We start from the raw sequence: 23,326 nt of genomic DNA, 5'->3' as shown, positions 1-23,326 counted from the left end.
TTACGCCCTGTGAGACTAGAACGTTGCCAGGCAACAGTGAGAGCCTTCCTTTGGAAGGTTCTTTTTTTAATTTATAAAAATATTGACTGAAAAAAATAGTATATAATGATGTTGTGTATACTTTTTTTCTTCTGTGCATTATGGACTATCTCCGCCATTAGAATAAAACTCATGGCTTTTTTAATGGCTTTCTAATTAGAGTTTATTTAAGCAATTAATAAAGTATTTTAAATTTGTAACTTTACAAAATAAATTATTAGACTACCCAACTTAAATTGTAGGGTAGTCTAAATTATTGTTATTTTTTAGTTCTATGGATATATGGTTTTCTTTCTGCTGGTTTAATCTCACCCATAATTGAATAAATATTAGTTTCTGTAGCTAATAAAGCATGCCCACAAGGAGCTTCAAAAGGAATTTCTCCTAATTGGTACCAGCGGTTTTCTTTTAAGTTGTAGACTAATTCTTTTTTATTCCATCTATAGTCACTTACAGGACGTCTGAAGTATGCGTCACGATATTTAGCATGATCTTCACCTTGTAAAGTTGTTAAATTGAATACTGCATCTTTCCAAACATCTTTGTTGAAACCACCAATTACTAGAAGCTCATGATCGTTTAATGGAGCCCAATCAGCACCTAGTAGAGATACTTCTTCATTATCGATAACTACATCAGCAAGTTGAGTCCATTCTTTTGTTTCTAAGTTAACTTTATATCCATCACTGTATGTTTCAGCAGCGCCACCACCGAATACATACAGTTCATTATTGTATACATAGCTAACTGCTTGATTACGTAATTTCCCAGGAAATTCTGAAAATACTTCGAATTTCTTAGTTGTTAGATCATATGCATAAAGTTCATTGTTATTTGATCCATTAATAGATCCGATACCGAAGTATAATTTATTTTCGTTAACTTTAGCAATAATATTTTCAACTGTAAATGGAAGTGTATCAACAACTTCTACTTTTAATTTATCTTCAACTACAGTGAATGCTAATAATTCTGATGATGTTTCAGTTTTATTCGCAATGTAGTATAAAGTATTGTTATGTACTGCACTTGGTCCATATGCTAGAGGATAGTCAAATTGAATTTGATCTAATAATGTTACTCCGTCAGCTGTTTCTTCATATAGATATACATCTTTATGGTTTACCTTAACTCCACCATCTACTGGAAGTCCACCAGGGAAGTTAGCACCTCCACCAAAGATTAGTTTATTGCCTAATCCTCCTTTAACTAATCCTGCTGTACCAATATTATTTTCGTAGCCTTTTTGAGCCGCTACAGTAGCTATATTTATCCAATTTAGTTTTGTACTCATCTTAGTACCTCCCTAATAATTTTATTTTAAAATCAAACGCTTACATTGTTTTGTTGTTTATAGTGGGAGGGTTCGATAGATGAAGTTATAGTCGAATGCCACTCCCACTAATTTTATTATTTGAAATCTGCTTCTTTATCCACTAGAACATATACACTAGGGTGATTTTTTAGAACAGTACATGGAATATTTTCAGTTATTTCATCACCCTCTACTAAACTCTTAATAGCGTGTTGTTTGGCTTCTCCAAATGCTAATAAGATTATATGTTTAGCGCGCATGATGTCTTTTATTCCCATAGTAACAGCTTGTTTTGGTACTAGATTAATATCATTGTTAAAAAATCTAGAGTTTGCCTCGATAGTTTCTTGTTTTAAATCAACGACATGAACTCCTTTTTCAAAAGGTGTGCCAGGTTCGTTAAATCCGATATGCCCGTTTGATCCAACTCCCAGTAATTGAACGTCAACATGAGCGTTATTTAATGCTTCTTGGTATGATTTAAGAGCACCTTCTAAATCTTCAGCACTTGCATCAGGCACATGAGTATTTGCTTTTTCTATATCGATATGATCGAATAGATTAATTTCCATGAATTTATGGTAACTTTCTGGATGCTCATAGCTGATTCCTACATATTCATCTAAATTGTAAGATTTTACATTTTTATAGCTGAAATTACCTGCTTTATAGTCAGCAATCATTTCTTCGTATAAAGCTATAGGTGATCCACCAGTAGCAAGTCCAAGTGTTGAATTTTCATTAATCAAACTTTTTAAAATTTTGTATGCTTCTTTTGAAGCTTCTTTTTTAGAATCAAAAACTAAATATTTCATAGAATTACCCCTTACTTTTTAAACTTCTTTTTTATAAACTTCTTTACCACGCGCAAATGTTGTTAATACCTCGTAAGCAGGAGAGATAACTACGAAGTCAGCATCGTACCCAACTTTAAGTTTTCCTTTTCTATCTCCGAAACCTAACATTTCCGCAGGATTTTTTGTACATGAGTTAATTGCAGCATCGACAGGGACTAAAGCATCTTCTATTAAGACGCGTAGTCCATCGATAACTCTAAGTGTAGAACCAGCTAGACGTCCGTCATCACGGTGAGCACTACCATCTTCATATATTTCCATATTTTCTCCACCGAAGATATATGAACCGCGACCACATCCTTTAGCGCAAAGTGAATCGGTAATCATAATTCCGTGATCACGTCCTTTTGCTGTGAAGTATGTATTTAAAGCATCTGTAGTAGAGTGAATACCATCACAGATAATTTCCCCATATGCATCACGAGCTCGAAGCGCAAAACCAACTTGACCACCATCACGGTGATGGAAACCAACCATTCCGTTATAAACGTGAGTTTGAGAAGTTGCACCATTAGCGAAAGCTAAATAGCTTTCTTTATAATTACAAGCTGAGTGCCCTAAACTTACACGAATTCCTTGACTTACTAAATATTTAGTAAGTTTGTAGTCAATGTCTTTTTCACATGCAATAGTAATAAGTCTAATTAGGTTATTACTAGCTGCTTGGAATTTTTTGAATTGTTCAACACTTGGTGTTTGGATACAATTTTTAGGTTGAGCACCACGTTTTTCTACGTCAAGATAAGGACCTTCGAAGTGAATTCCTAAAATTTCAGCTCCTTCATATCCCTCTTCATAAACTTTTGCCACGTTTGCTACAGCTTTTAGAAGAACTTCTTCAGTTTGTGTAATTGTTGTTGGTAAAAATGAAGTTACCCCTTCAGAAACTACATTTTTTGTCCAATTACGAAGACCTTCTTCGTTAACATCATTTGTATCGTAACCATAAGCTCCATGAGTATGAACATCTATAAATCCTGGTAAAATGCGATTAGACCCAAAATCATAATCTACTTTATCGAAGGCATCATAGTCATAAACGGCAGTTATTTTTTTATCTTCAACTTCTAAAATAAGAGGAAGAAATTGCCCGCTTGACCAAACTTTTTTACTTTTTATTAGCATAATAGCACCCCTTTTTATATAAAATTTCCATCTTTAAATTTAATGTGTTAAATCCTCTTTAAGTTAATTTTAACACTTTTTAAATGGGTTTGTAAAGTATAAAAGTAAAAGTTTTCAAAATTAATTTAAAGGTATTTTTGTGATGTTTTATTTGAGAGGAAAATAGAGATAAAAGGCTGTAATAATTTAAGGTGTTATTTTTAATAAAAAGGAACAATTCAAAAATTAAACTGTCTGAATCGCTCCTACTAGTGGGGAATATTTATTTTTTGTTTATTAGATTTTTTATATAGTCTTATACTAAGTAGTAATAATGCTAAAAAATAAGGAATTCCTAAAGAAAGAGAAATCATTTGCATTTTCTTAATTAGTAAACGCTCACAAAATTCATTAAGATAAATTGTTTGAACAAAGAATATTGAAAAAATTCCCGCTGCAGTATTTATATATTTATGTGCAATAAAATTTGTTGAAGTATCATGTTTTAACTTAAATAGATAGTAAATAGAAAAAATCAGGTTACATACAGTTAAAAAAGAAAAAGAGTAGATTAATCCTTGACTAGAAATTCGAATACGTTCTTCTTCTCTTAATACAAATCGTATAATAACTAAGAATACTAAAGCAGCGCTAAAAATAAAATAACTAGTATGTCTAAATACTGTTAATGAATTTTTAAGTTTTTTTGTTTTGTAGTATCTAAATACATAGTATAAAGCAAGAGCGAAAATTAGATGATATATTCCATAGAAAAAATACCAAAAAGCTTATACTCTAATACTAAAAAATAGAGATAGTAACACATGAATAGTATTATAAAAAATAACTAGTATTAAAAACATATCTTGAATTAATCGCTTATATGATATATTAAGAATACTTATTATATCACTTGATAAAAAACAAAATGAAATCCAAACATTTATAATAATTAAAATGGAAGAAATCCATGGAAATAATGTAAGAATAAGTTCATCATGAAGAACATTAAAATAAATAATACTTCCTAAAAATACAACAAGAGTATTTATTAAAAATAATGGTATTTTATAGTTTTTTGTGAACGTTATTGTTGAATTTTTCATATGTCACCTTGCTAACTTTAATCAATTTATAAAACTATTATATACTAAATTTACAAGGAAATATAATAGAAAGAAGTTGGTAAAGTAAAAAAATTAAATGTTAATATTAAATATTAATAATGAAGACTATAAAAAAACAAAAATTAACATCAATTTCTATATGATTATGTAAATTCATAATAAAGTAGAAAATCTTAGGGGAAAATTCCTTAATATATACTGAGTATATAGATTTTTCTATGAAAAAGAATATATATAGTAATGATAAAAATACAATATACTTACTATTGACTTTAACTATAAGAGTAATATAATTATATGTAAGAATTATATTGCAGATTTTATTGATGTGGTATGATTTTAACTTATTTTACAAGAGGACAAAAATATGGATAAATCAAGATTAACTTTTCTTGGTGTAATAATAACAATAGGAATAATATTCGGAGATATAGGGACGTCGGTTTTATATGTTATGAAATCATTTGTTAACAATACTGATACGACGATGAATGAAAATCTGGTTTTAGGTTTTGTTAGTTTAATATTTTGGGTAATGACCCTACAGACAACGACAAAATATGTAATGATTGCACTAAAAGCTGACAACAAAGGTGAAGGAGGGGTATTCTCGCTTTTTGCTTTAATAAAAAATAAAACAAGACGCAGTATAGCTCTTTTAGCGATGCTAGGTGGAGCGACTCTTCTTGCGGATGGAATAATAACCCCAGCAATCACGGTAACATCTGCGGTTGAGGGCTTACATGATATTATGCCTTCTATAAATACTAACGATGTAATTGTCTTAGTGCTTATAATCTTCATATTTATTTTTTCATTTCAGCGTTTTGGGACAAAAAAAATTGGCTCATTGTTCGGTCCGATAATGAGTTTATGGTTCTTATCGTTACTGTTTTGGGGGATAAAGTCTATAAGTACTAAACCAGAAATATTAAAAGCAATAAATCCAAAATATGCACTTCAGTTACTAATCAACTATCCTGGTGTTTTCATTTTATTAGGTGCGGTATTTTTATGCGTATCGGGCGCCGAGGATTTATATGTAGATTTAGGGCATTGCGGTAGAGAGAATGTTAGAATGGCATGGTTTTCTGTAAAAGTATGCCTACTTGCGAATTATTTTGGTCAGGCTGCGTATTTATTATCAACAAATTATAGTACTGTAAAAAATCCATTTTTCGCGATAGTTCCGGATAGTTTTATAGTATTCCAAGTAGTACTTGCGACACTAGCTGCGATAATAGCGAGCCAAAGTCTAATTACAGGATCATTTACCTTAATATCGGAGGCTATAAAATTAAATCTCTTCCCGAAATTAATGATAAAATATCCTACAGAATTAAAAGGTCAGGTCTATGTATCAGCGGTTAATATAATATTATTTATTTGTAGTAGCTGTGTAGTATTATTCTTTAGAACAAGTAGTAATATGGAAGCTGCATATGGATTAAGTATTAGTATAACAATGTTTGTAACGACGTTGTTATTAAGTATATATTTATACAAAGTGAAAAATAATAAATTTTTCGCGTTGATATTTTTGATGTTTTTCGGAATAGAAGAGTTATTATTCCTATATGCAAATAGTTTGAAATTCGTAAATGGAGGATACATAACTGTAATTATAGCCTTATTAATATTTACGATTATGTTTATTTGGTATAAAGGAACAGAAATCAAAGAGCGTGAAAGCCAGTATTTAACAGTGAAAAATTATACAAAACAACTACTGCAATTAAGCATGGATAAAAATATCCCAAAATATGCGACAAACCTAGTATATTTAACAGGGGCAAAACAAGAAGAAGATGTTGATTACGCGGTATTATATTCGATTTTAAATAAACAACCTAAAAGAGCTAATGTTTACTTCTTTGTCCATATAAATGTACTAGATGAACCATATAAAAGAGAGTATAAGGTTACTAAATTTAGTGATAAGAAAATATTCAAAATTACATTTAATCTTGGATTTAGAGAAGGTCAAAGGGTCAATATGTTTATGCGTCAAGTAATCGCAGATTTATTAGAAAATAAGGAGTTAGAATTGCAACCAACTAAGTACAATTTAAGAGGAAAAGCAGAGACGGTCGGAGACTTTAGATTCGTATTAATAGAGGAAGTCTTAGGGAATAGTAATGGTTTATCTTCATTTGATAACTTCATTATGGGATTACGATTAAAACTCAAAAAAATAACAGTAACTCCGGAAAAATGGTTTGGTTTAGATACGAGTGTTATAACCAAAGAAGCAGTACCTTTAAATGTAGTGCAAACTAAAGCGAAAAAATTAACAAGAGTTTAATAAAAGAAAATCAGACTTAGAATAAGAAGGGTATGACTTGAAAATCAAGATTTTGGTTTGTCGAGAAAGTACCGCTTAGGAAAGGTCTGATTTTTATTTCTGATTTTACAGGTGTTCAACTGATTTTTTAGAAAAAGAAAAGAGTATGGATTTTTCCATACTCTTTAAGTTTTTTATACACTAATTAACTTAATTATTTAGAAAGTTTACGTCTTACAGCGACACCTACTAGTGCGATTAAGCTTAATCCTAATGCAGCAGTGCTAGATGAGTTCATACCAGTGTTTGGTAATACTCTACCAGCTTTAGCTTCTGGTTTAGCTTCTAGAGTTTTTGGTCCGAAGCTGTTACCATCTCCAGCAGGAGTACCTAAAAGTGTAGATAAATCAAATTCAGGTTTTTCAAGAACAGGTGATAACTGAGCTGATAAGATTTTTAGAGCTTCTTCAAGATCTTGTAATCTATCAGTTAATTCTTTAGCTTTAACTGGATCAGCTGTTTTTAATGCTTCGTTAATTTCAGCGATTTCAGCTTCAAGTTTTAATTTATCAACATTACCTAATTCAGGAACATAGTTAACTGGTGCTTCTTGTCCATTTGAATGTTGAGGTTTTTCAGCTGGTTGAGGTGCTTCTGGATTATTAGGTTGAGTAGTAGCATTATCGTCATTTACTCCACCGTTGAAATCAGGTTTATCAGGTTGAGTAGTAGCGTTATCGTCGTTTACTCCACCGTTAAATTCTGGATTATTAGGTTGAGTAGTAGCGTTATCGTCGTTTACTCCACCGTTGAAATCAGGATTGTTAGGTTGAGTAGTAGCGTTATCGTCATTTACTCCACCGTTAAAATCAGATCCATTGTCTCCAGAAGGAGAGTCACTAGGGTTAACTCCACCACTAAATTCAGGAGCATTAGGAGCAGTTGGAACTTCGTCAGCTTCCTTAGCAGGTTCAGTAGGAGCTTCATCATCATTTACTCCACGTGAAAAGTCTTTAGGTTCTTCACCTTTAGGAATTTCTTTTAAGTTTTCGATAGAACCTAAAATTTCGTTTTTATCATCAGTTAGATTCTTGATTTCATCTGCATAATCTTTTAGTATATTATCAATTTTAGTTTTAGCATCATTAGCTTTATCAGCGTCAGCTTTAGCAGCGTCAGCGTCAGTTTTAGCTGAGTTAACAGAAGCTTCTAGTCTATTTACAGCATCTTGTAATCCATCTTGGATAGCTTTATCAGCGTTGTTTGTCTTAGCGGTTTCAAGAGCAGTTTTAGCTTTTTCTAAAGTTTCTTTTTGTTTATCTAATGCAGCAGTTTTTTCATCTAAGAGTTTTTTAGCTTCTTGTACTGCTGTTTGAAGTTTTTCTTGATACTCAGCTTTAATATAGTTAGCTTCAGCTTCTAAATCTTCGATTTTTTCAGTTAAAACATCAGACATAATTCTAAGTTTTTCAACTATTGGTCTAGATTTTTCTTTTTTATCTAAAGCGTCGATTATTTTCTTATCTTCAGGGCTTAATTCTTTAGCTTGGTATGCAACTGGAGTAGAATCTTTTGTAGCTACAGCGTCTTCAAAATCTTTAGCAGCCTGAGCAGCTGAGATTTCACCAGCTTTGATAGCTTTTAATAAATCTTCTTTACCGAAAAGATCTTTAATTTCTTGGATAGCTTCTTCTTTATCTGTAATTCTATCATCAGACTTGATTTTAGCAATAGCATCGTTTTCAAGTTCAGTTAATGCATCTGTAATATCTTTAAGACTGTCAGCTTCTTCTTTTTTAAGATCTTCAACTTTAGTTTTTGCTTTTTCAGTTTCTGCTTTGGCTTTTGTTAATTCAGCGTTAGCGTCTTCTTTAGCCTTATCAGCATCAGCTTTAGCTTTTTCAGCAGCTTTTACATCAGCAGCTTTTTGTTCTGCTTTAGCTGTAGCTTCTTCAACTTTTTTAGTTTCTTCAGCAACTTTGTTCTCTAATTCAACAACTTTAGCGTCAGCTACTTTTTTAGCTTCAGCAGCTTTTTCAGCTTCTGTTTTTTCTTTTGGAGCTTCTGGAGCTGGTTCAGCTGGTTCAGCTGGTTTAGTTGGGTTTTTAGCTTCTTCTGCTTTAGCAGCTTTCACTTCATCAAGAGCTTTGTTATACTCTTCAGTTAGTTTATTAAGTTCAGCAGCATAAGATTCAGTATTAGCTGCTGCTTTATTGAATGCAGCTTCAGCTGCATCTTTAGCACTTGTGATGTCTTTTACAGCTTTATCTAGTAAAGTAACGATATCATTAGATAAACCATTATCTGTAGCAGATTTTAATGCTTCTTTAGCTTCTTTTAATGTGTCTTCTTGTTTTTTTAAATCAGCAGCTTTTTTAGCTTCTTCAGCTTTTAATGCGTTAGCATCTTCTGTAAGAGCTTCGATTTCTTCACCTAAATCATCAGCTTTATCTTGAAGTTTTTCTGATTGTGGACGAGCAGCGTCAGCTTTTTCAGCTTCATCGATTTTTGCTTTTAAATCAGCAGGAAGAGCGTTTTTATCACCAAAAGGTGCAGGTGTAGTAGGTCCTTCAACTCCATTCGCATCATTTTCTGATGGTAATGCATCTGCAGCATCAGTTGCTTTAATATCACCAGCTTCGATAGCTTTTAATAAGTCTTCTTTACCAATAGTAGCTTTAACTTCTTCAATAGCTTTAGCTTTATCTGAAATTTGTGCGTTATTGTTAACTTTATCTACAGCATCTTTCTCAAGTTTTTCTAATGCGGCTGTTAATTCAGCTTTAGTATCGGCTTGCTTTTTAGCTTCATCGGCTTCTTTTTTAGCTTCTTCTTTAGCTTTAGCGTCAGCTTCAGCAGCTTTAGCTTTAGCAGCTTCTAAATCAGTAACAACAGCTTTTTTAGCTTCTTCTGCTTTAGTTTTAGCAGCATTAGCATCAGCAGCTTCTTTTTTCTCAGCTTCAAGTTTAGTAGCTGCATTAGTAGCTGCAGTTGTAGCACTATCTACTTTTGCTTGAGCCTCCGTAACTTTAGCTTCAGCAGTTTTAACAGCCTCGTTAACTGTTTGAGTTTCTGTTGTTTCTTTTGGTTTATCAACTTGTAATTCCAGGTCAGCAGTTTTTTTAACTACTACATCAGCATCACTAGCGTGAGCTACAGCTGCACCAGTAGTTGCAACACCGATACCAACAAGTACAGACGCTACACCAACTTTAAACTTACGTAATGAATATTTTCTTTCTGTTGTCATAATATTCTATCTCTCCTTTTTTATGTATAAATATGACTTTTGACTATATTTCTAATTATTCTTAAACTATAAATGAATTAAGAATAATTTCAGATATAATTAGTGTATTGGTAACTATAATTATACTAGAAAAAAAGCTATAAAACAAGGTTTTAGGGAATTAATTTAACATACTGACAGTTATGTAAACTTACTGTAATAAATTACAAGGTGAAATATTTTTATTATACGTAAGTATGAAATCAAGAATTAAAATAAATGAAAACTTATGATAAAGCTAAAACCTTAACTTCACATAAAAAATTAAAATTCTAAAAATAACCAATGTCTATAAAAATATTTGTGTTAAAAAATAAATGTTACATTTTTATTACAAAAGGTTTTTAATGCAAAAATATAATTTTTGTAACTAAAGAAAATATATTAGTGAAAGATTTTTAATATAATAATAGCGTGTAACTAAAGCAAAAAATACTTAATATATTGTTCATAGTTTTTATACTGAATTTATAAAAAAGTAGGAGTATTCCTTTAAAAAAATCCATAGTAATAGATTATTTTATATAAAGGGTAATACTCCTAATAATAAAGAGAGTTATTTTAATAGTTTTCTTCTAATTTTCTGAATTCATCTCTAGTGTGTTGAGGTAAACTCTTACCATAGTCCATCATTAGAACGATGTCTTTAAATGCTGCTTGTGGAATAGCTAGACGTTCTATGTCTTCAACACCGACATTTAGATTTATATCTTCTACATGATTTGATCTTAGTTTTTCTACAAAGTCTGGTTCTGCGACAAATGGTGAAGATAATCCAATCATGTCTGCATGTAGTATAGCTGCTTCACATTTTTCGACAGTATTGATACCACCTGATGCGATTAATGGAATTCTTCCATTTAAGTGCTCATAGACAACTTCATTAATAAGGCGACCGTGATGAGGACCTTCTGCACGTACCGTATTTAAATAAATATTTTGCCCCCAGCTGGCAATTGCCATATATGATAGAGGAACTCTTTCTAATAACCAATCTGTAAGTTGATTAAATTCTTCAACTGTATAGCCGACTTCTTCACCACGTGTTTCTTCAGGTGTTGCACGATAACCGAAGATAAAATCTTTCGGTGCTTCTTTTTTAATTACTTCATATACATCTTCAAAAACTTCAAGGATGAAGCGTGAACGATTTTCTAATGTATCAACTCCATACTCATCGTGACGTTCATTAGAGAAAGTAGAGAAAAATGTCTGTAATAGAAGACGTTGTGCACTAGAAATTTCTAAACCATCGAAACCAGCTGCGATAGCACGACTTGCTGCACGTTTGTAATCTTCTCTTATTTTTTGTATATCTTCTATAGAAAGAGGATGAACGATATGTTCTACAGGTGAATTAAGTTCCATATAACTTGGACCGACAGCACGTTTATTAGTTGTAACATAGTGATTAGCGAAACGCCCAGCATGTGTTAACTGAAGAATAGCTTTTGCACCACCAGACTTCATAGCCTGTGCCATTTTTTTAAGTCCAGGAATACACGCATCATCATGAACACTAAAGCCGTATTCAAAAAGTTGCCCTTCAAGGTTAACAAAAGCAGCTCCTGTAATTTGTAAAGGTGCGGTGTTTTTTCGTCTTTTGGCGTAAAGTAGATCTTCTTCTGTAATAAAACCTTCTGCAGTAGAAGAGTTCGTAGTCATAGGAGAAAGAACAAAGCGATTTTCCAATTCTATACCGTTAGCCAATTTAACAGGTGTTAATAATTTTGATTTCATAAAAAATACCCCTTTAAGTAATGTAAATAACATACAACTAGAACCAATGCCTAAGAGATAAAATTAAAATATGAAGTAGCTTCTATTTGATTTATGTAAATTTATAAAAAATCTAATAGATTAAATCACCCTAATTTTTTTATAATATTTAAAAGGAGTGGTGCTAGGTGTATATACTTTTACTAAAAATATTTATAATAAATTTGTGATTTCAGAAAAGTTTTTCTTACAATTTATTATATCAGATAATTAGATGAATAAAAAGATGTGATAAGAAAAATAGTTTTTATAATTAAAAAATAGAGAATAAAAGAGGTGTTGTTTGAGCTTTATGTATCGTTAATTTTAGTTGTGTTAATTCTCTTGTAGTGGGAAAAGTGTCAAATTTTATGAGGATATCATAGAAAAATAAAAATAAGAGGCTGAACTAAAAGTCCTAAATTTTAACAAAGTGTATATGAATTATTAAAATTTAGGATTTCCTAGTCAACCTTATATCGTTTCGTATATAAGTTTCCGTACTGAAACTTAGTATTTTTAACTTAACTAATTTTTTTTGTTAACATAATCTTAAAAATAAAATTTTTATTTTAATATTTATGTGGTGAACTTTGTTTTATAATTTTTTAGTGTTATAATAAAAGTAGGCTACTTGCCCGGAAGGGAGGTGGACGTATGCATGATATAATCATCCAAATTCTTGTTGAACTATTTGTAGGGGTTATTCTCTTATTTATAGAATATTTTTATTTCCTAAATGATAAAAACAACGAGAACAAGTAGTCTTATTTAGGCACGACGTACGTAGTTCACTTTACGTATGAATATATATTAGAGTACTAAAATGAGTAAGCTAATACATATAAAAAAGCAACTGAACCAACACTTCAGTTGCTTTTCGTGGTTGTATGTGAATATAATCATCCAATTCACTTAACTATATTCTAACACGTGGTTATTCTTCTTGTCAATTAATTCGGAAGAGGAGCTATATTAGTATATTTTTTATTTATATGATCTTAAAAATAACTTTTTTGTTTTCAATTTTTAATTTTTTATTATATTTTGTAAAAACTCAAGAAAATGAGGAAACTACTAAAAAATATAAAAAAATAGCTTTTTAGGTGTAAAATAATGAGAACGACAATTTATTCTTCATGGAATAGTTAATTAACTAAGACAACATAACCTCTATAAGAAACACAACAGATTAAATCACCATAATTTTTTTATAAAATTTTAAAGTAATTGTGCTATGTATGTGTACTTTTATTGAAAATGTGTTATAATAAATTCGTAATTTCAGAAAAGGTTTTCTCGTGATTTATTATGCTGATTTATTACATTGATAATAAGGTATAATAATTTGCTGGCAGGAAGTTTTAAAAGTTTTGTGGAAAAAATTAGAGTTAGAATTTATGGAAATTAAAGTAATATATAAGAGGACAATAATATGAAACTTAGTATTTTAGATTATGCCATTGTAGACGAAGGAAAGAGTGCGATAGAGGCTATAGAAGAGAGTACTGAATTAGCTCGCCTAGCCGAAAAACTAGGCTATAGTCGTTTTTGGATGGCTGAACATCATCAGGTACCCGCTTTGGCAAGTAGTAGTCCTGAGTTATTGATGTTACATCTTCTTCAAAATACAGAGAAGATACAAATAGGTTCAGGAGGAATAATGATTCCTCACTATTCATCATATAAAATTAGCGAATGGATCAAGCTTCTTAGTGCATTATATCCAGATAGGGTGAATCTAGGAATAGGGAATAATCCGGGGACTAAAGTAGTTCAGAATTTAATGGAGACGACACCGATTACTAGAGAAGAGTATAATGATAGCTGTAGAGAATTACTAGAGCTTCTTACAGAAAATGAGATACTTGTTCAACCGCCAGAAGCGAAGGTGAGTCCGATGTGGTTGTTATCTACTAGTGAAAAAAGTGCGAATCTAGCGGCGGAGCTAGGACAAAACTATGTTTATGGTTTATTCTTTAATCAGGCTGTAGATTATATAGAAATAGCTAAAAGATGCTTAAATACTTATCGCGCTAAAATGCGTGAACAACAGAAAACACCACAAGATGTGGTTGCGGTATTCATTGCGATAGGAGAAGACGAACAGGAAGCGAAAGATTTAGTGCGCTGTTTAGATGTTTGGCTTCTTGGGAAAAAAGAATTTACAGAGTTTGATAGATTCCCTAGTATACAAACAGCTAAAGATTACGAGATTACCGAAGCGGATATAGAAAAAGTAGAAAAAAATAGAACAAGGTTAGTTTGGGGTACGAAGGATGTAGTAGTGGAAAAACTAAAAAACTTAGCAGCAGAATTCGAATTAGAAGAGTTGATGTGCATACCTTTAGTACCAACAATAGAAAGAAGAAAAAATATTATTGAGATTTTAGCTAAAGAGCTAATGGGAAAAGAGGAGAAAAATTAATGACTTGGAAGGCGATAGAGTTAGAAGAAAACAATGCCGAAAAACTAGCACAGCTAATAGATGAAGCCGAGGCGATAGTCATAGGAATAGGAGCTGGAATGTCAGCTGCAGATGGTTTTACTTATATTGGAGAGAGATTTACGAGTAACTTTAAAGATTTTGTAGAAAAATATAAGTTTTTAGATATGTTACAGGCGAGTTTGTTTGATTTTCCGAGTTCACAGGAATATTGGGCATTTCAAAGTCGTTTCGTCTTGTTGAATTACTTTGATCAACCTGTCGGAGATAGTTATCTAGCACTGAAAAATATCTCAAAGGATAAAAATTACCATATTATTACGACAAATGCCGATAATGCCTTTGATGTTGCGGGTTATGATATGGATAAAGTCTTTCATATTCAGGGAAAGTACGGGCTTATGCAGTGCAGCAAACATTGTCATGCGAAGACATACCAAGATGAAGCGTTAATGCGTAGATTGGCTGTAGAACAGGAGAATATGGAAGTTGACTACAGGTCTATTCCACTATGTCCAGAATGTGGTGCACCGCTTGAGGTTAATAAGCGGAATGCTGAAAAAGGAATGGTAGAAGACCCAATCTTTTTCGAACATCTAGATAAATACAATGAATTTTTAGAAAATAATCGTGATAAGAAAACATTGTTTATAGAAATAGGGGTAGGATTTACGACACCGCAATTTATAAAATATCCATTTTATAGAGAACTTGATAAAAATCCTAATGCGTTAATGGTTACTATGAATCAGAAGAAATATCAATTCCCAGAAAGGATTGCTTCTAGAGTACTGTGGTTTAATCAAAATAGCAAAGAGTTGACACTGGAAGTTGATGAACTGCTGAAAAAATAGAGAGGATTAGAATTTCTATTAGAGAACTCTAAATATAGTACAATGCGCATAGATTTTGCGCGATACAATTTACATTAGACAAAAAAATACATTAACAAAAATTTAAAAATAAAGGAGAAAGAATTATGTATTTAATAGAACCAATTAGAAACGGAAAATATTTACCAGATGGAGCGCTAGTAATGGCGATGCAAGTTTACGTACTTAACAACATCGATATCGATGAGACTGTAATCTTCCCATATTACTGTGAACCAAAAGTAGAAATCGGATTATTCCAAAATGCTGAAACTGAAGTAAACCATGAATATATGAAAGAAAAAGATATTATCCTAGTTCGTCGTGATACAGGTGGTGGAGCTGTATACGTTGATAACGGTGCTGTTAACGTATGTTTCTTAATGCCAGGAGACACTGATGTATACGGAAACTACAAAAAATTCTATCAACCAGCAGTAGACGTACTTCACAGCTTAGGAGCTACAGAAGTTGAACAAAGAGGTCGTAATGACTTAACGGCTCGTGGTAAAAAAGTAAGTGGAGCTGCGATGACATTAGTACGTGGTAAAATCTACGGAGGATATTCATTACTTCTTGATGTAAACTACGAAGCGATGGTTAATGCCTTAACACCAAACCGTAAGAAAATTGAATCAAAAGGTATTGAATCAGTAAGAGCACGTGTAATGGGGATGCGTGAACTATTAAAACCTGAATACCAAAACGTAACAATCGATGAGTTCAAAAACTTAATTATCTGTGGATTAATGGGAATTGAAGACATTAAAGATGCTAAGAGATATGAGTTAACTGATGAAGACTGGGCTGCAATTGAAAAATTAGCAGATGAGAAATATCGTAATTGGGATTGGAACTACGGAAAATCACCACGTTATAACTACAACCGTGATGCTCACCTTGCAATCGGAACAGTTGATTTTAGCTTAGAAGTTGAAGAAGGACGTATAACAAAAGCGAAAATCTATGGAGACTTCTTCGGAAAAGGTAACGTACGTGATGTAGAAGAAAAACTTATCGGATTAAGAGTAAAAGAAGAAGATTTACTTGAAGTATTAGGAAGTATTGATCTATCATTCTACTTCGGAAATGTAGAAGCGAAAGAATTAGTAGACTTAATTTTAAGCTAGTTTTACAAACTATGTAAAAGAGGTGTGAGTTTATGGAAAAATTATTAACTCCCATAAAACTAGCAAACGGTGTGCAGTTAGAAAATAGATTCGTACTGTCACCGATGACGACTAATTCTTCTACAAAAGATGGAATTATCACAAAAGAGGATTTAGATTATGCTTTAAGACGCGCGAAGTCGGCACCGCTACAAGTAACTGGTGCGGCTTATGTGGATGTTGATGGGCAGTTGTTTGAATTTGGATTCGGGGCACATGATGATAGCTGTATTCCAGGACTTACTAAGATGGCTAGTGCTATGCAAGATGCTGGAGCAAAGGCTATTTTGCAACTGACTTATTCAGGAGCGGGTGCTAATTATTACGGAGTACATCATAAAGTTTATGGTCCTAGTAAGTTGAAATTGCACCTTCCATTTGAACATGAGGTAGAAGAGTTGTCTCATGAGATGATTAATGTGATTAAACAAAAATATAAAGATGCTACGAGAAGAGCGATATGCGCAGGCTTTGCAGGGATAGAAATATCAACAGCACAAAAGCTAATGCTGCAGACCTTTTTCTCAACGGTATCGAATAAACGCCATGATGAATATGGTGTAGATTCACTAGAAAATAGAGCTAGATTTATACTGGAAGTTTTTGAAGCGGTGTATGAAGTTATAAAAAATGAAGCACCTGAGGATTTTATTCTTGGATATAGAGCGACCCCAGAAGAGACACGTGGTGCGATAATAGGTTATACTGTTGAGGAGTTCAATCAACTCACAGATTGGATACTAGAGAGAGTGCCATTATCTTACATTGCGATAGCCAGTTGGGGGCAAAATATTTATCTGAATAAAGTTCGTGCTGAAGGTCTTAACGAAGGTCGTTTGATTAATGAAGTAGTCCATGAACATCTAGCAGGACGTGTTCCTTTGATGGCGACTGGTGGAATTAATAGTATAGAAAAAAGTCGTGAAGCTATTATGCACGCTGAGATGGTAGGTTTATCTAGTGTTTTTGTTGCTGAACCAGACTTTGTAGCTAAATTCCGAGAAAATCGAGAGAAAGATATTAATCTAGATGTGGGTGTGGAGGATATTGAAAGTCTAGCAATACCAAAAGCTGCGTTTAAAGATATCGTACTTATGATGGATTATGGTAAGAGTCTGCCACAACACACGAGAGATGAATTTAGAAAATTAGAAGAAAATTACTAAGAAGACTGTTATGATATGGATGTAAAAGTAGTGGTTTTGAAAATGAAATATTGATAAAGTGTAGGTTGTAGAGACGTAGCAACTAATATCTGAAGAATATTTTAGAAAAGTAGAAGAATACTACTTTGATTTATAGAGAAAAAACAGAAAACTATTAAGGTGAAGCGGCTACTGTTATCTAGGGTTTAACTTAAATAATGGTAGCTGCTTATGTTGTAATGTGAAAAATGAGGAGTGCTTATGTATTTAATAGAGCCGATAAGAAATGGAGAGTATATTTATGATGGAGCGGTAGCCCTAGCGATTCAAGTGTATGTGTTGAATAAATTGAATTTAGATGAAGATATAATATTTCCATATTGTTGCAAACCGAAAGTGCAGATAGGTCTTTTTCAAAATGCCGAAAAAGAGATTAACCATGAGTACATGAAATCTCACGGAATCACCCTTGTTAGACGTGATACAGGAGGAGGTACGGTATTTTTAGATGAGGGAGCTGTGAATATCTGTCTTATTATGAGAGGTGATAGTAATGTTTATGGCAACTTTAAAAAGTTCTATGAACCTGCGGTAAATATCCTACATAATCTAGGTGTGAGTGAGGTTAAGCAAACAGGGAGAAATGACCTTGTTGTTGATGGAAAGAAAGTTAGCGGAGCTGCGATGACTCTTGTTAATGGGAAAATTTACGGGGGATATACGCTACTTCTAGATATTGATTACGATGCGATGGTTAATGTGCTAACACCTAATCGTAAAAAAATTGAATCAAAAGGAATAGATTCGGTAAGAAGTAGAGTTACAGGTCTTAGAGAATATTTAGATGAGGAATATAGAGATTTATCTGTAGTAGATTTTAAAGACTTATACCTATGTCGTTTGTTTGATTGTGAGAGAATAGAAGATATAAAACGTTATGAACTAACAGAAGCTGATTGGTGTGAAATTGATCATTTACTTCGTAAAAAATATCAAAACTGGGATTGGAATTACGGGAAATCTCCACGTTATAATTACAATAGAGATGCGAGACTAGGGATAGGAACTGTTGAGTTTAATCTGGAAGTAGAAGCAGGGCGAATAACAAAAGCTAAAATTTATGGAGACTTTTTTGGGAAAGGCAATGTCGGTGATGTTGAGGAAAGATTAATCGGAGTAAGGGTAAAAGAAGAAGACTTACTAGAAGTGTTAAAAAGTGTCGACTTGGCACATTATTTCGGAAAAGTAGAATCACAAGAATTGGTAGATTTGATATTGAGTTAAAGTGAATATCAAATAATATCTGAATTAATATCTGGACGTAGTGGGTTATTGATATCCAAATTTACTTTAAGTAAACTTTTGGATATCTAATAAACTGTGTGGGGAAGACTCGACAAAATTTTGTTTCTTTGAAATTACAATTTTTGTTCACTCCCACTAAATTATAAATTGGTTTTATATTTTTATGTCGGTTTCCCATTATATGCCCCCTTGTGTTGTTACTTAAATATAGCGTATATGTACCGTTAATGCTAATATTAAAGAGGACATGATTAAAATTTTAGAAGCTAGTGTTAAATTAGTTTTTGATTTCTAATTGAAATTAAAAATCAATTTCTGTAGAATTAAAGTTTTTGTTGATTTTTTTTTATTTAGAATGTATAATATACCTTTGAGTAAAAAATTAGTGCTGAATTATAGCGCCAATTCTCAAGAAAACTTATAAAAAAGAAAGAAAGAAGGTTGTAAAATGAAAAAATTAGCAAAAGCTTTATGGATTGAAAAGAACGAAGGAGTTTATATTGTTGGACCAACAGCTGAATTACAAGATGACGTTGGTACTGTAGGATTCGTAGAATTTTCAAAAAATGAAAAATTAGCAAAAGATGATGTTATCTTACGTTTAGAAGCATCAAAAACTGTATTAGACGTTAACGCACCATTAGCTGGTGATGTAGTAGAATACAACAAAAAGGCTGAAGAAGAGCCAACTGTATTAAACTCAGCTGATCCAGAAGAGTCTTGGATTGTTAAATTAACAAACGTTGATGAAGCTGAATTTAACAAATTACCAGACTACAAATAATAATATTGATTATGTACTAAATTCGAAGCTTAGGAAGACCTAGCTTCGAATTTTTTTCTATTTATAAAAGAGGTAATGTATAGAATATCTTCATATATTGAATTATTTAATCAATTGGATTGTTAAAAGAGGTTGAGGTTTAATAATAAATAAAGATTAGTTAATCGTTGATAAAACAGTTTTTTTTTTTTTTTTTTTGAGGACACTTTGTAGAAATAATATATTAAAATATTTGAAAGAAGATAAGAAAAATGATAAAATATATCGTTAGAGATGTTAAGTTTTAAAAAATATTGTTAAGTGGGAATTATAGAAGACGGTATAAATTTAGGAGAATAAAGATGATAAATAAACAACACAAGATTAACATTAATCAGAGGGACAATAGGTTTAGTATTAGGAAATTTAATGTTGGAGTTGCTAGCATAGCTGTATCTTCTGTGGCGATAGCAGGGATGATGTTTCTTGGAAACACTAATCTAGCCTATGCAGTAGAAGGTGATTCAGGTTTTAATAGAACGGAAACTGGAAACTCAACGGTAGCAGATACTCAAGAATTTGTAATGGTAACTCATGAGAAACCAGGTGGAGTAGTAGAAGATGTTGCTATTTTAAAATCAAAATTTTCAGAAAATCTTGAACAATTAAAGAAAGATTATCCAGGATTTAGTGCGACAAGCTTACAACTTGTTGGAACAAATAAATATAAAATTACATATGTACCAATTGCTGCAACCAACCCACCGAGTTCAACAACAGAATCTGCAGCTAATACAGGAGATACTGGTACTTCAAATAGTACATCAGCAACTACTAATCAAACTCAACCAACAACTGAAAATAAAGTTAGTTTACAAGGCCATTTAGTAGGAAATCAAACAGAATATAATGTAGGAGAACAGATCATCTCAACATTTAGATTAGATGTATCTGCACCTTCAAAATTAGAAGAAGGTTCTTATATTTTAGTGAATTTACCTGAGAATGAACCTATTACTGATGTACAATTTGGTACAGCTTTAAGAGTGGAAAAAGTAACGGATACACAGTATAAGATTTATACTGGAGAAGTTCCAAGTGGTTCTTATGGTAATTTCAATATTAGTTACAAGTTTGATAAATATAGAACAGGACGTAATTCTCAAACTTCTATCACTTCTCAAGTAATGGATAAAAACGGGAATCCAATTTCACCTGAGAAGACTACTAGGTCAGTGGTAACAAATACAAATAAGAGTGGATATGCAAATATAAGCGTTGATAGTGAAAGTGGTGCTAGAGATTTAGCTTTATTTAACACAAATGCACCGGGAGATACTATTGATGAAACCAAGAATAAAGAATTAGTCTTAAAATTAACTACTTTAAATAAAGAAATAGCTGCTGTTAATAAAATACAGCATGCTGTTACATTGCCAACTGGTGCAGTTTTATCTCAAACATCTATAGATGCTGGGTGGACTCAAGATGGGAATATTGCTCGTTATACAAGAACAATAACAGATGCAAAGCCTGTATTTGATCAAGGGAATAATACTAGTGATGATACGCTTCGTATTAATATGCGCCAAGCAGGCACATTAGAAGAGTTTTTAAAAGGAAAAGAATTTACTTTTACAGATAATGTAACTTATACAGATAAATCAGGAGAAACGAATACAAGTCAAGGGACAACTTCGTTAGTTGTGAAGGCTGTGAATCCATATAAAGATAACGGAGATGGAGCAACGCCAAATGCAGCAGGAGCACAACCTCCATTAGTAATTAATAACTATACTAATGAACAAAATCATGAAAATAGAGTGAATATTGCAATTCCTGGAATTAATACGGAAACAGATGATAAGAGAATTATTGTTTTCTGGAGAAGTGTAGATACTCCAACAAAAGTTAAGGAAGTTGAATTAACGATTGATAGTGACTTTGATCAAAAGAGATCAATTGAATTTTATGGTATCTGGAATAATAATGGTGCATATGCAGCTTGGTATGCACCAGATAATCTAGGAACTAGTAATACATTTGAAGTGTATACTGTAAATGGTACAACGGAAACGAAGTTAGGGGAAATTGCTTTTAAAAAGAATGGAGGCACTTCTATAGATTTACCAGAAGGAACAACTAAAGTTGTGTTAAAACCAAAAGGTGAGATGAACTTTACAAGTAATATATTAAGTCAAGCAGGTATTTATTTACATCAAAACTTAAAAGGTTTAGAAAAAGCTAAACAAATGGTAGCGGAAGGGAAAGAAGCTAAGAGTATTGTTACTGCAAAAATTTCAACTCTAGATACAGATGTGGTCAATACAAGTATTTCTAAAACAATTTTAGCAGATGCTAGAACAGCTTTAAAATTGACACCGAGAACTGGGAAGATAGAAACGGTTCTAGCAGGGAATAAAACACAATCATTAAGTTCTGGAATAGAAGCTTATGATTACTCACCTTCAGGTTTAGGGAATCGTGTATATAGTACATATACTTCACATGGTGCTACTACAGATAAAAAATTAGATTATTTAGGTACACAAAATCCTAAAATTATTGTAGAGTTACCAGATGGTTTTAGTTACGCCGGAAATAGCCCGCTTGTAACTAAAGATGATAATTATCAAAATACTGGTAAACGTGTATTGATTATTGATCCGAAGGATTCAAATACTCGTGAGAATGTAACTCCAGATTTAGAGTTTAATGTAGCACAGTGGGTTCAAACAGGTAGTTATCGTTTGAAATATACATTAGTTTGGGATGAAAATAGATTCCTACATGGATTAAATCCTAATAATGAATTTGATGGAGATAAGACAATTATCAATACATCAACTTTCACTTATGAAATTCCTGTAAGTAATACATCAGCGACACGATTACACGTAGATGTAACAGATAAAAATGATCAACGAGAAGGGTACACAACTTCGTTACAGAATTTAGCTCCAAAAACAGATGTGACATATCGTTTTACATTATCAAATACAGATAATTCAAAATTATCGAATAATGAAGTGCTTGTGACATTACCTAAAAAAGACGACAAGAATATTGTTGATACAAGTATAGCTCGTAATTCTGCATTTGATGTGGAAGCTACAGGAGAAGCAATAGCTCCTGCAGGATGGACAGCATACTACTTAACTTCTCCAATTAATGGAAATGCAAATGAAGTTGCTGCAGCAACAACTTTAACAGCTGATCAAGTGACAGATTGGAGCAAGGTTACAGCAGTTAAGTTTGTTTCTAATCAAGGAACTACATTAAATCCGGGATTATCAAATGAATTTTTAGTACCAGCAAGAATTTCTAAAGATGCAAAAGATAAACAGGTAGCTTATATTTCAGCAGCAGCAAAAACAAATGCAGAAGAAATATATAATGAGGCGAATGTAGCTTCTGTTACTATTAAAATAGAAAATATAAAAAATGGAGCTGTCAAAATTGCATATGAAGATATGCAAGGAAATACGATTAAACCAACAATAACAGCTATTGAAAAAAGAGCTTATACAAAAGATTATAATGTAGATACAGAAGAATATCGTCCTGATGAATTTACATATAATGACATAGCTTATAGATATATGAGAGTCAAAGAAACTTCGGCTCCGGTTGAAGGTGTTGTTAACAGTGAAGAAATTACTGTAACTTATGTTTATGATACCTTGTATGAAAAGGAAACAGAAGAAAAAACAGTAACGAGAACAATCAACTACTTAGAAAAAGGTACGAACAAAGTCTTGAAAGATCCAACAGTTAAAACAGTGACGTTAACAAGAACGAAGACAACAAACAAAGTTACTGGAAAAGTTACATACGGAGAATGGAGTAAAGG

13 protein-coding genes are annotated in these 23,326 nt (G+C 32.2%); 8 read left to right on the top strand and 5 right to left on the bottom strand.

Annotated features, from left to right (window positions below; all coding sequences use genetic code 11):
• Window positions 1-298: 298 nt before the first annotated feature.
• The 3 genes from RWQ74_RS06870 to nagA all read right to left on the bottom strand — a co-directional run bounded on the left by RWQ74_RS06870 (window position 299) and on the right by nagA (window position 3,336).
• Entirely contained in the window at window positions 299-1,333 is a 1,035-nt protein-coding gene (locus RWQ74_RS06870; protein WP_314397536.1) for a cyclically-permuted mutarotase family protein, read from the bottom strand.
• A gap of 116 nt (window positions 1,334-1,449) precedes the next feature.
• On the bottom strand, window positions 1,450-2,169 hold the full coding sequence (nagB, locus tag RWQ74_RS06865) for a glucosamine-6-phosphate deaminase (protein ID WP_314397535.1): 720 nt from the start codon (window positions 2,167-2,169) through the stop codon (window positions 1,450-1,452).
• An 18-nt stretch (window positions 2,170-2,187) separates the two neighbouring features.
• Window positions 2,188-3,336 (bottom strand): N-acetylglucosamine-6-phosphate deacetylase, encoded by a 1,149-nt coding sequence (nagA, locus tag RWQ74_RS06860; RefSeq protein ID WP_314397534.1) that lies wholly within the window; start codon window positions 3,334-3,336, stop codon window positions 2,188-2,190.
• A gap of 1,473 nt (window positions 3,337-4,809) precedes the next feature.
• Between nagA and RWQ74_RS06855 the strand changes: the two genes are divergently transcribed.
• Entirely contained in the window at window positions 4,810-6,747 is a 1,938-nt protein-coding gene (locus RWQ74_RS06855) for a KUP/HAK/KT family potassium transporter (protein ID WP_314397532.1), read from the top strand.
• Between the two features lie 193 nt (window positions 6,748-6,940).
• Here RWQ74_RS06855 and RWQ74_RS06850 read toward each other — a convergent pair whose 3' ends face one another.
• Complete coding sequence (locus RWQ74_RS06850) at window positions 6,941-9,976, bottom strand: SIALI-17 repeat-containing surface protein (protein ID WP_314397531.1); 3,036 nt, start codon at window positions 9,974-9,976, stop codon at window positions 6,941-6,943.
• Window positions 9,977-10,576: 600 nt separating this feature from the next.
• Window positions 10,577-11,755 (bottom strand): NADH-dependent flavin oxidoreductase, encoded by a 1,179-nt coding sequence (locus RWQ74_RS06845; RefSeq protein WP_314397530.1) that lies wholly within the window; start codon window positions 11,753-11,755, stop codon window positions 10,577-10,579.
• Window positions 11,756-13,208: 1,453 nt separating this feature from the next.
• Between RWQ74_RS06845 and RWQ74_RS06840 the strand changes: the two genes are divergently transcribed.
• From RWQ74_RS06840 to RWQ74_RS06810, 7 genes are all read left to right on the top strand, one after another.
• Complete coding sequence (locus RWQ74_RS06840) at window positions 13,209-14,201, top strand: MsnO8 family LLM class oxidoreductase (RefSeq protein ID WP_314397528.1); 993 nt, start codon at window positions 13,209-13,211, stop codon at window positions 14,199-14,201.
• The gene (locus RWQ74_RS06835) at window positions 14,201-15,073 is read left to right on the top strand and encodes an NAD-dependent deacetylase (RefSeq protein WP_314397526.1); all 873 of its coding nucleotides are present in this window, start codon (window positions 14,201-14,203) and stop codon (window positions 15,071-15,073) included. The genes RWQ74_RS06840 and RWQ74_RS06835 overlap by 1 nt, the downstream gene beginning before the upstream one ends.
• A gap of 125 nt (window positions 15,074-15,198) precedes the next feature.
• The gene (locus RWQ74_RS06830; RefSeq protein WP_314397525.1) at window positions 15,199-16,221 is read left to right on the top strand and encodes a lipoate--protein ligase; all 1,023 of its coding nucleotides are present in this window, start codon (window positions 15,199-15,201) and stop codon (window positions 16,219-16,221) included.
• Between the two features lie 32 nt (window positions 16,222-16,253).
• Window positions 16,254-17,426, top strand: a complete 1,173-nt coding sequence (locus RWQ74_RS06825; protein ID WP_314397524.1) for an NADH-dependent flavin oxidoreductase — start codon at window positions 16,254-16,256, stop codon at window positions 17,424-17,426.
• A 240-nt stretch (window positions 17,427-17,666) separates the two neighbouring features.
• Window positions 17,667-18,689 carry a lipoate--protein ligase gene (locus RWQ74_RS06820; protein WP_314397522.1) on the top strand — a complete coding sequence of 341 codons (1,023 nt, stop codon included), beginning with the start codon at window positions 17,667-17,669 and terminating at the stop codon, window positions 18,687-18,689.
• A 469-nt stretch (window positions 18,690-19,158) separates the two neighbouring features.
• Window positions 19,159-19,494: a glycine cleavage system protein H gene (locus tag RWQ74_RS06815; RefSeq protein ID WP_314397521.1), complete on the top strand. Its 336-nt coding sequence runs from the start codon at window positions 19,159-19,161 to the stop codon at window positions 19,492-19,494.
• A gap of 341 nt (window positions 19,495-19,835) precedes the next feature.
• On the top strand, window positions 19,836-23,326 hold a 3,491-nt coding region (locus RWQ74_RS06810), incomplete at its 3' end, for a mucin-binding protein (protein WP_314397520.1).

The organism is uncultured Gemella sp., from assembly GCF_963525165.1.
Lineage (GTDB): Bacteria > Bacillota > Bacilli > Staphylococcales > Gemellaceae > Gemella.
This window is presented reverse-complemented; position numbering and strand designations above follow the sequence as displayed.

Coding starts and splice junctions, on each gene's coding strand:
- RWQ74_RS06835 (WP_314397526.1), top strand. CDS start 14,201: ATGACTTGGAAGGCGATAGAGTTAGAAGAAAACAATGCCGAAAAACTA.
- RWQ74_RS06850 (WP_314397531.1), bottom strand. CDS start 9,976: ATGACAACAGAAAGAAAATATTCATTACGTAAGTTTAAAGTTGGTGTA.
- RWQ74_RS06870 (WP_314397536.1), bottom strand. CDS start 1,333: ATGAGTACAAAACTAAATTGGATAAATATAGCTACTGTAGCGGCTCAA.
- RWQ74_RS06825 (WP_314397524.1), top strand. CDS start 16,254: ATGGAAAAATTATTAACTCCCATAAAACTAGCAAACGGTGTGCAGTTA.
- nagA (WP_314397534.1), bottom strand. CDS start 3,336: ATGCTAATAAAAAGTAAAAAAGTTTGGTCAAGCGGGCAATTTCTTCCT.
- RWQ74_RS06855 (WP_314397532.1), top strand. CDS start 4,810: ATGGATAAATCAAGATTAACTTTTCTTGGTGTAATAATAACAATAGGA.
- RWQ74_RS06830 (WP_314397525.1), top strand. CDS start 15,199: ATGTATTTAATAGAACCAATTAGAAACGGAAAATATTTACCAGATGGA.
- nagB (WP_314397535.1), bottom strand. CDS start 2,169: ATGAAATATTTAGTTTTTGATTCTAAAAAAGAAGCTTCAAAAGAAGCA.
- RWQ74_RS06815 (WP_314397521.1), top strand. CDS start 19,159: ATGAAAAAATTAGCAAAAGCTTTATGGATTGAAAAGAACGAAGGAGTT.
- RWQ74_RS06845 (WP_314397530.1), bottom strand. CDS start 11,755: ATGAAATCAAAATTATTAACACCTGTTAAATTGGCTAACGGTATAGAA.
- RWQ74_RS06820 (WP_314397522.1), top strand. CDS start 17,667: ATGTATTTAATAGAGCCGATAAGAAATGGAGAGTATATTTATGATGGA.
- RWQ74_RS06840 (WP_314397528.1), top strand. CDS start 13,209: ATGAAACTTAGTATTTTAGATTATGCCATTGTAGACGAAGGAAAGAGT.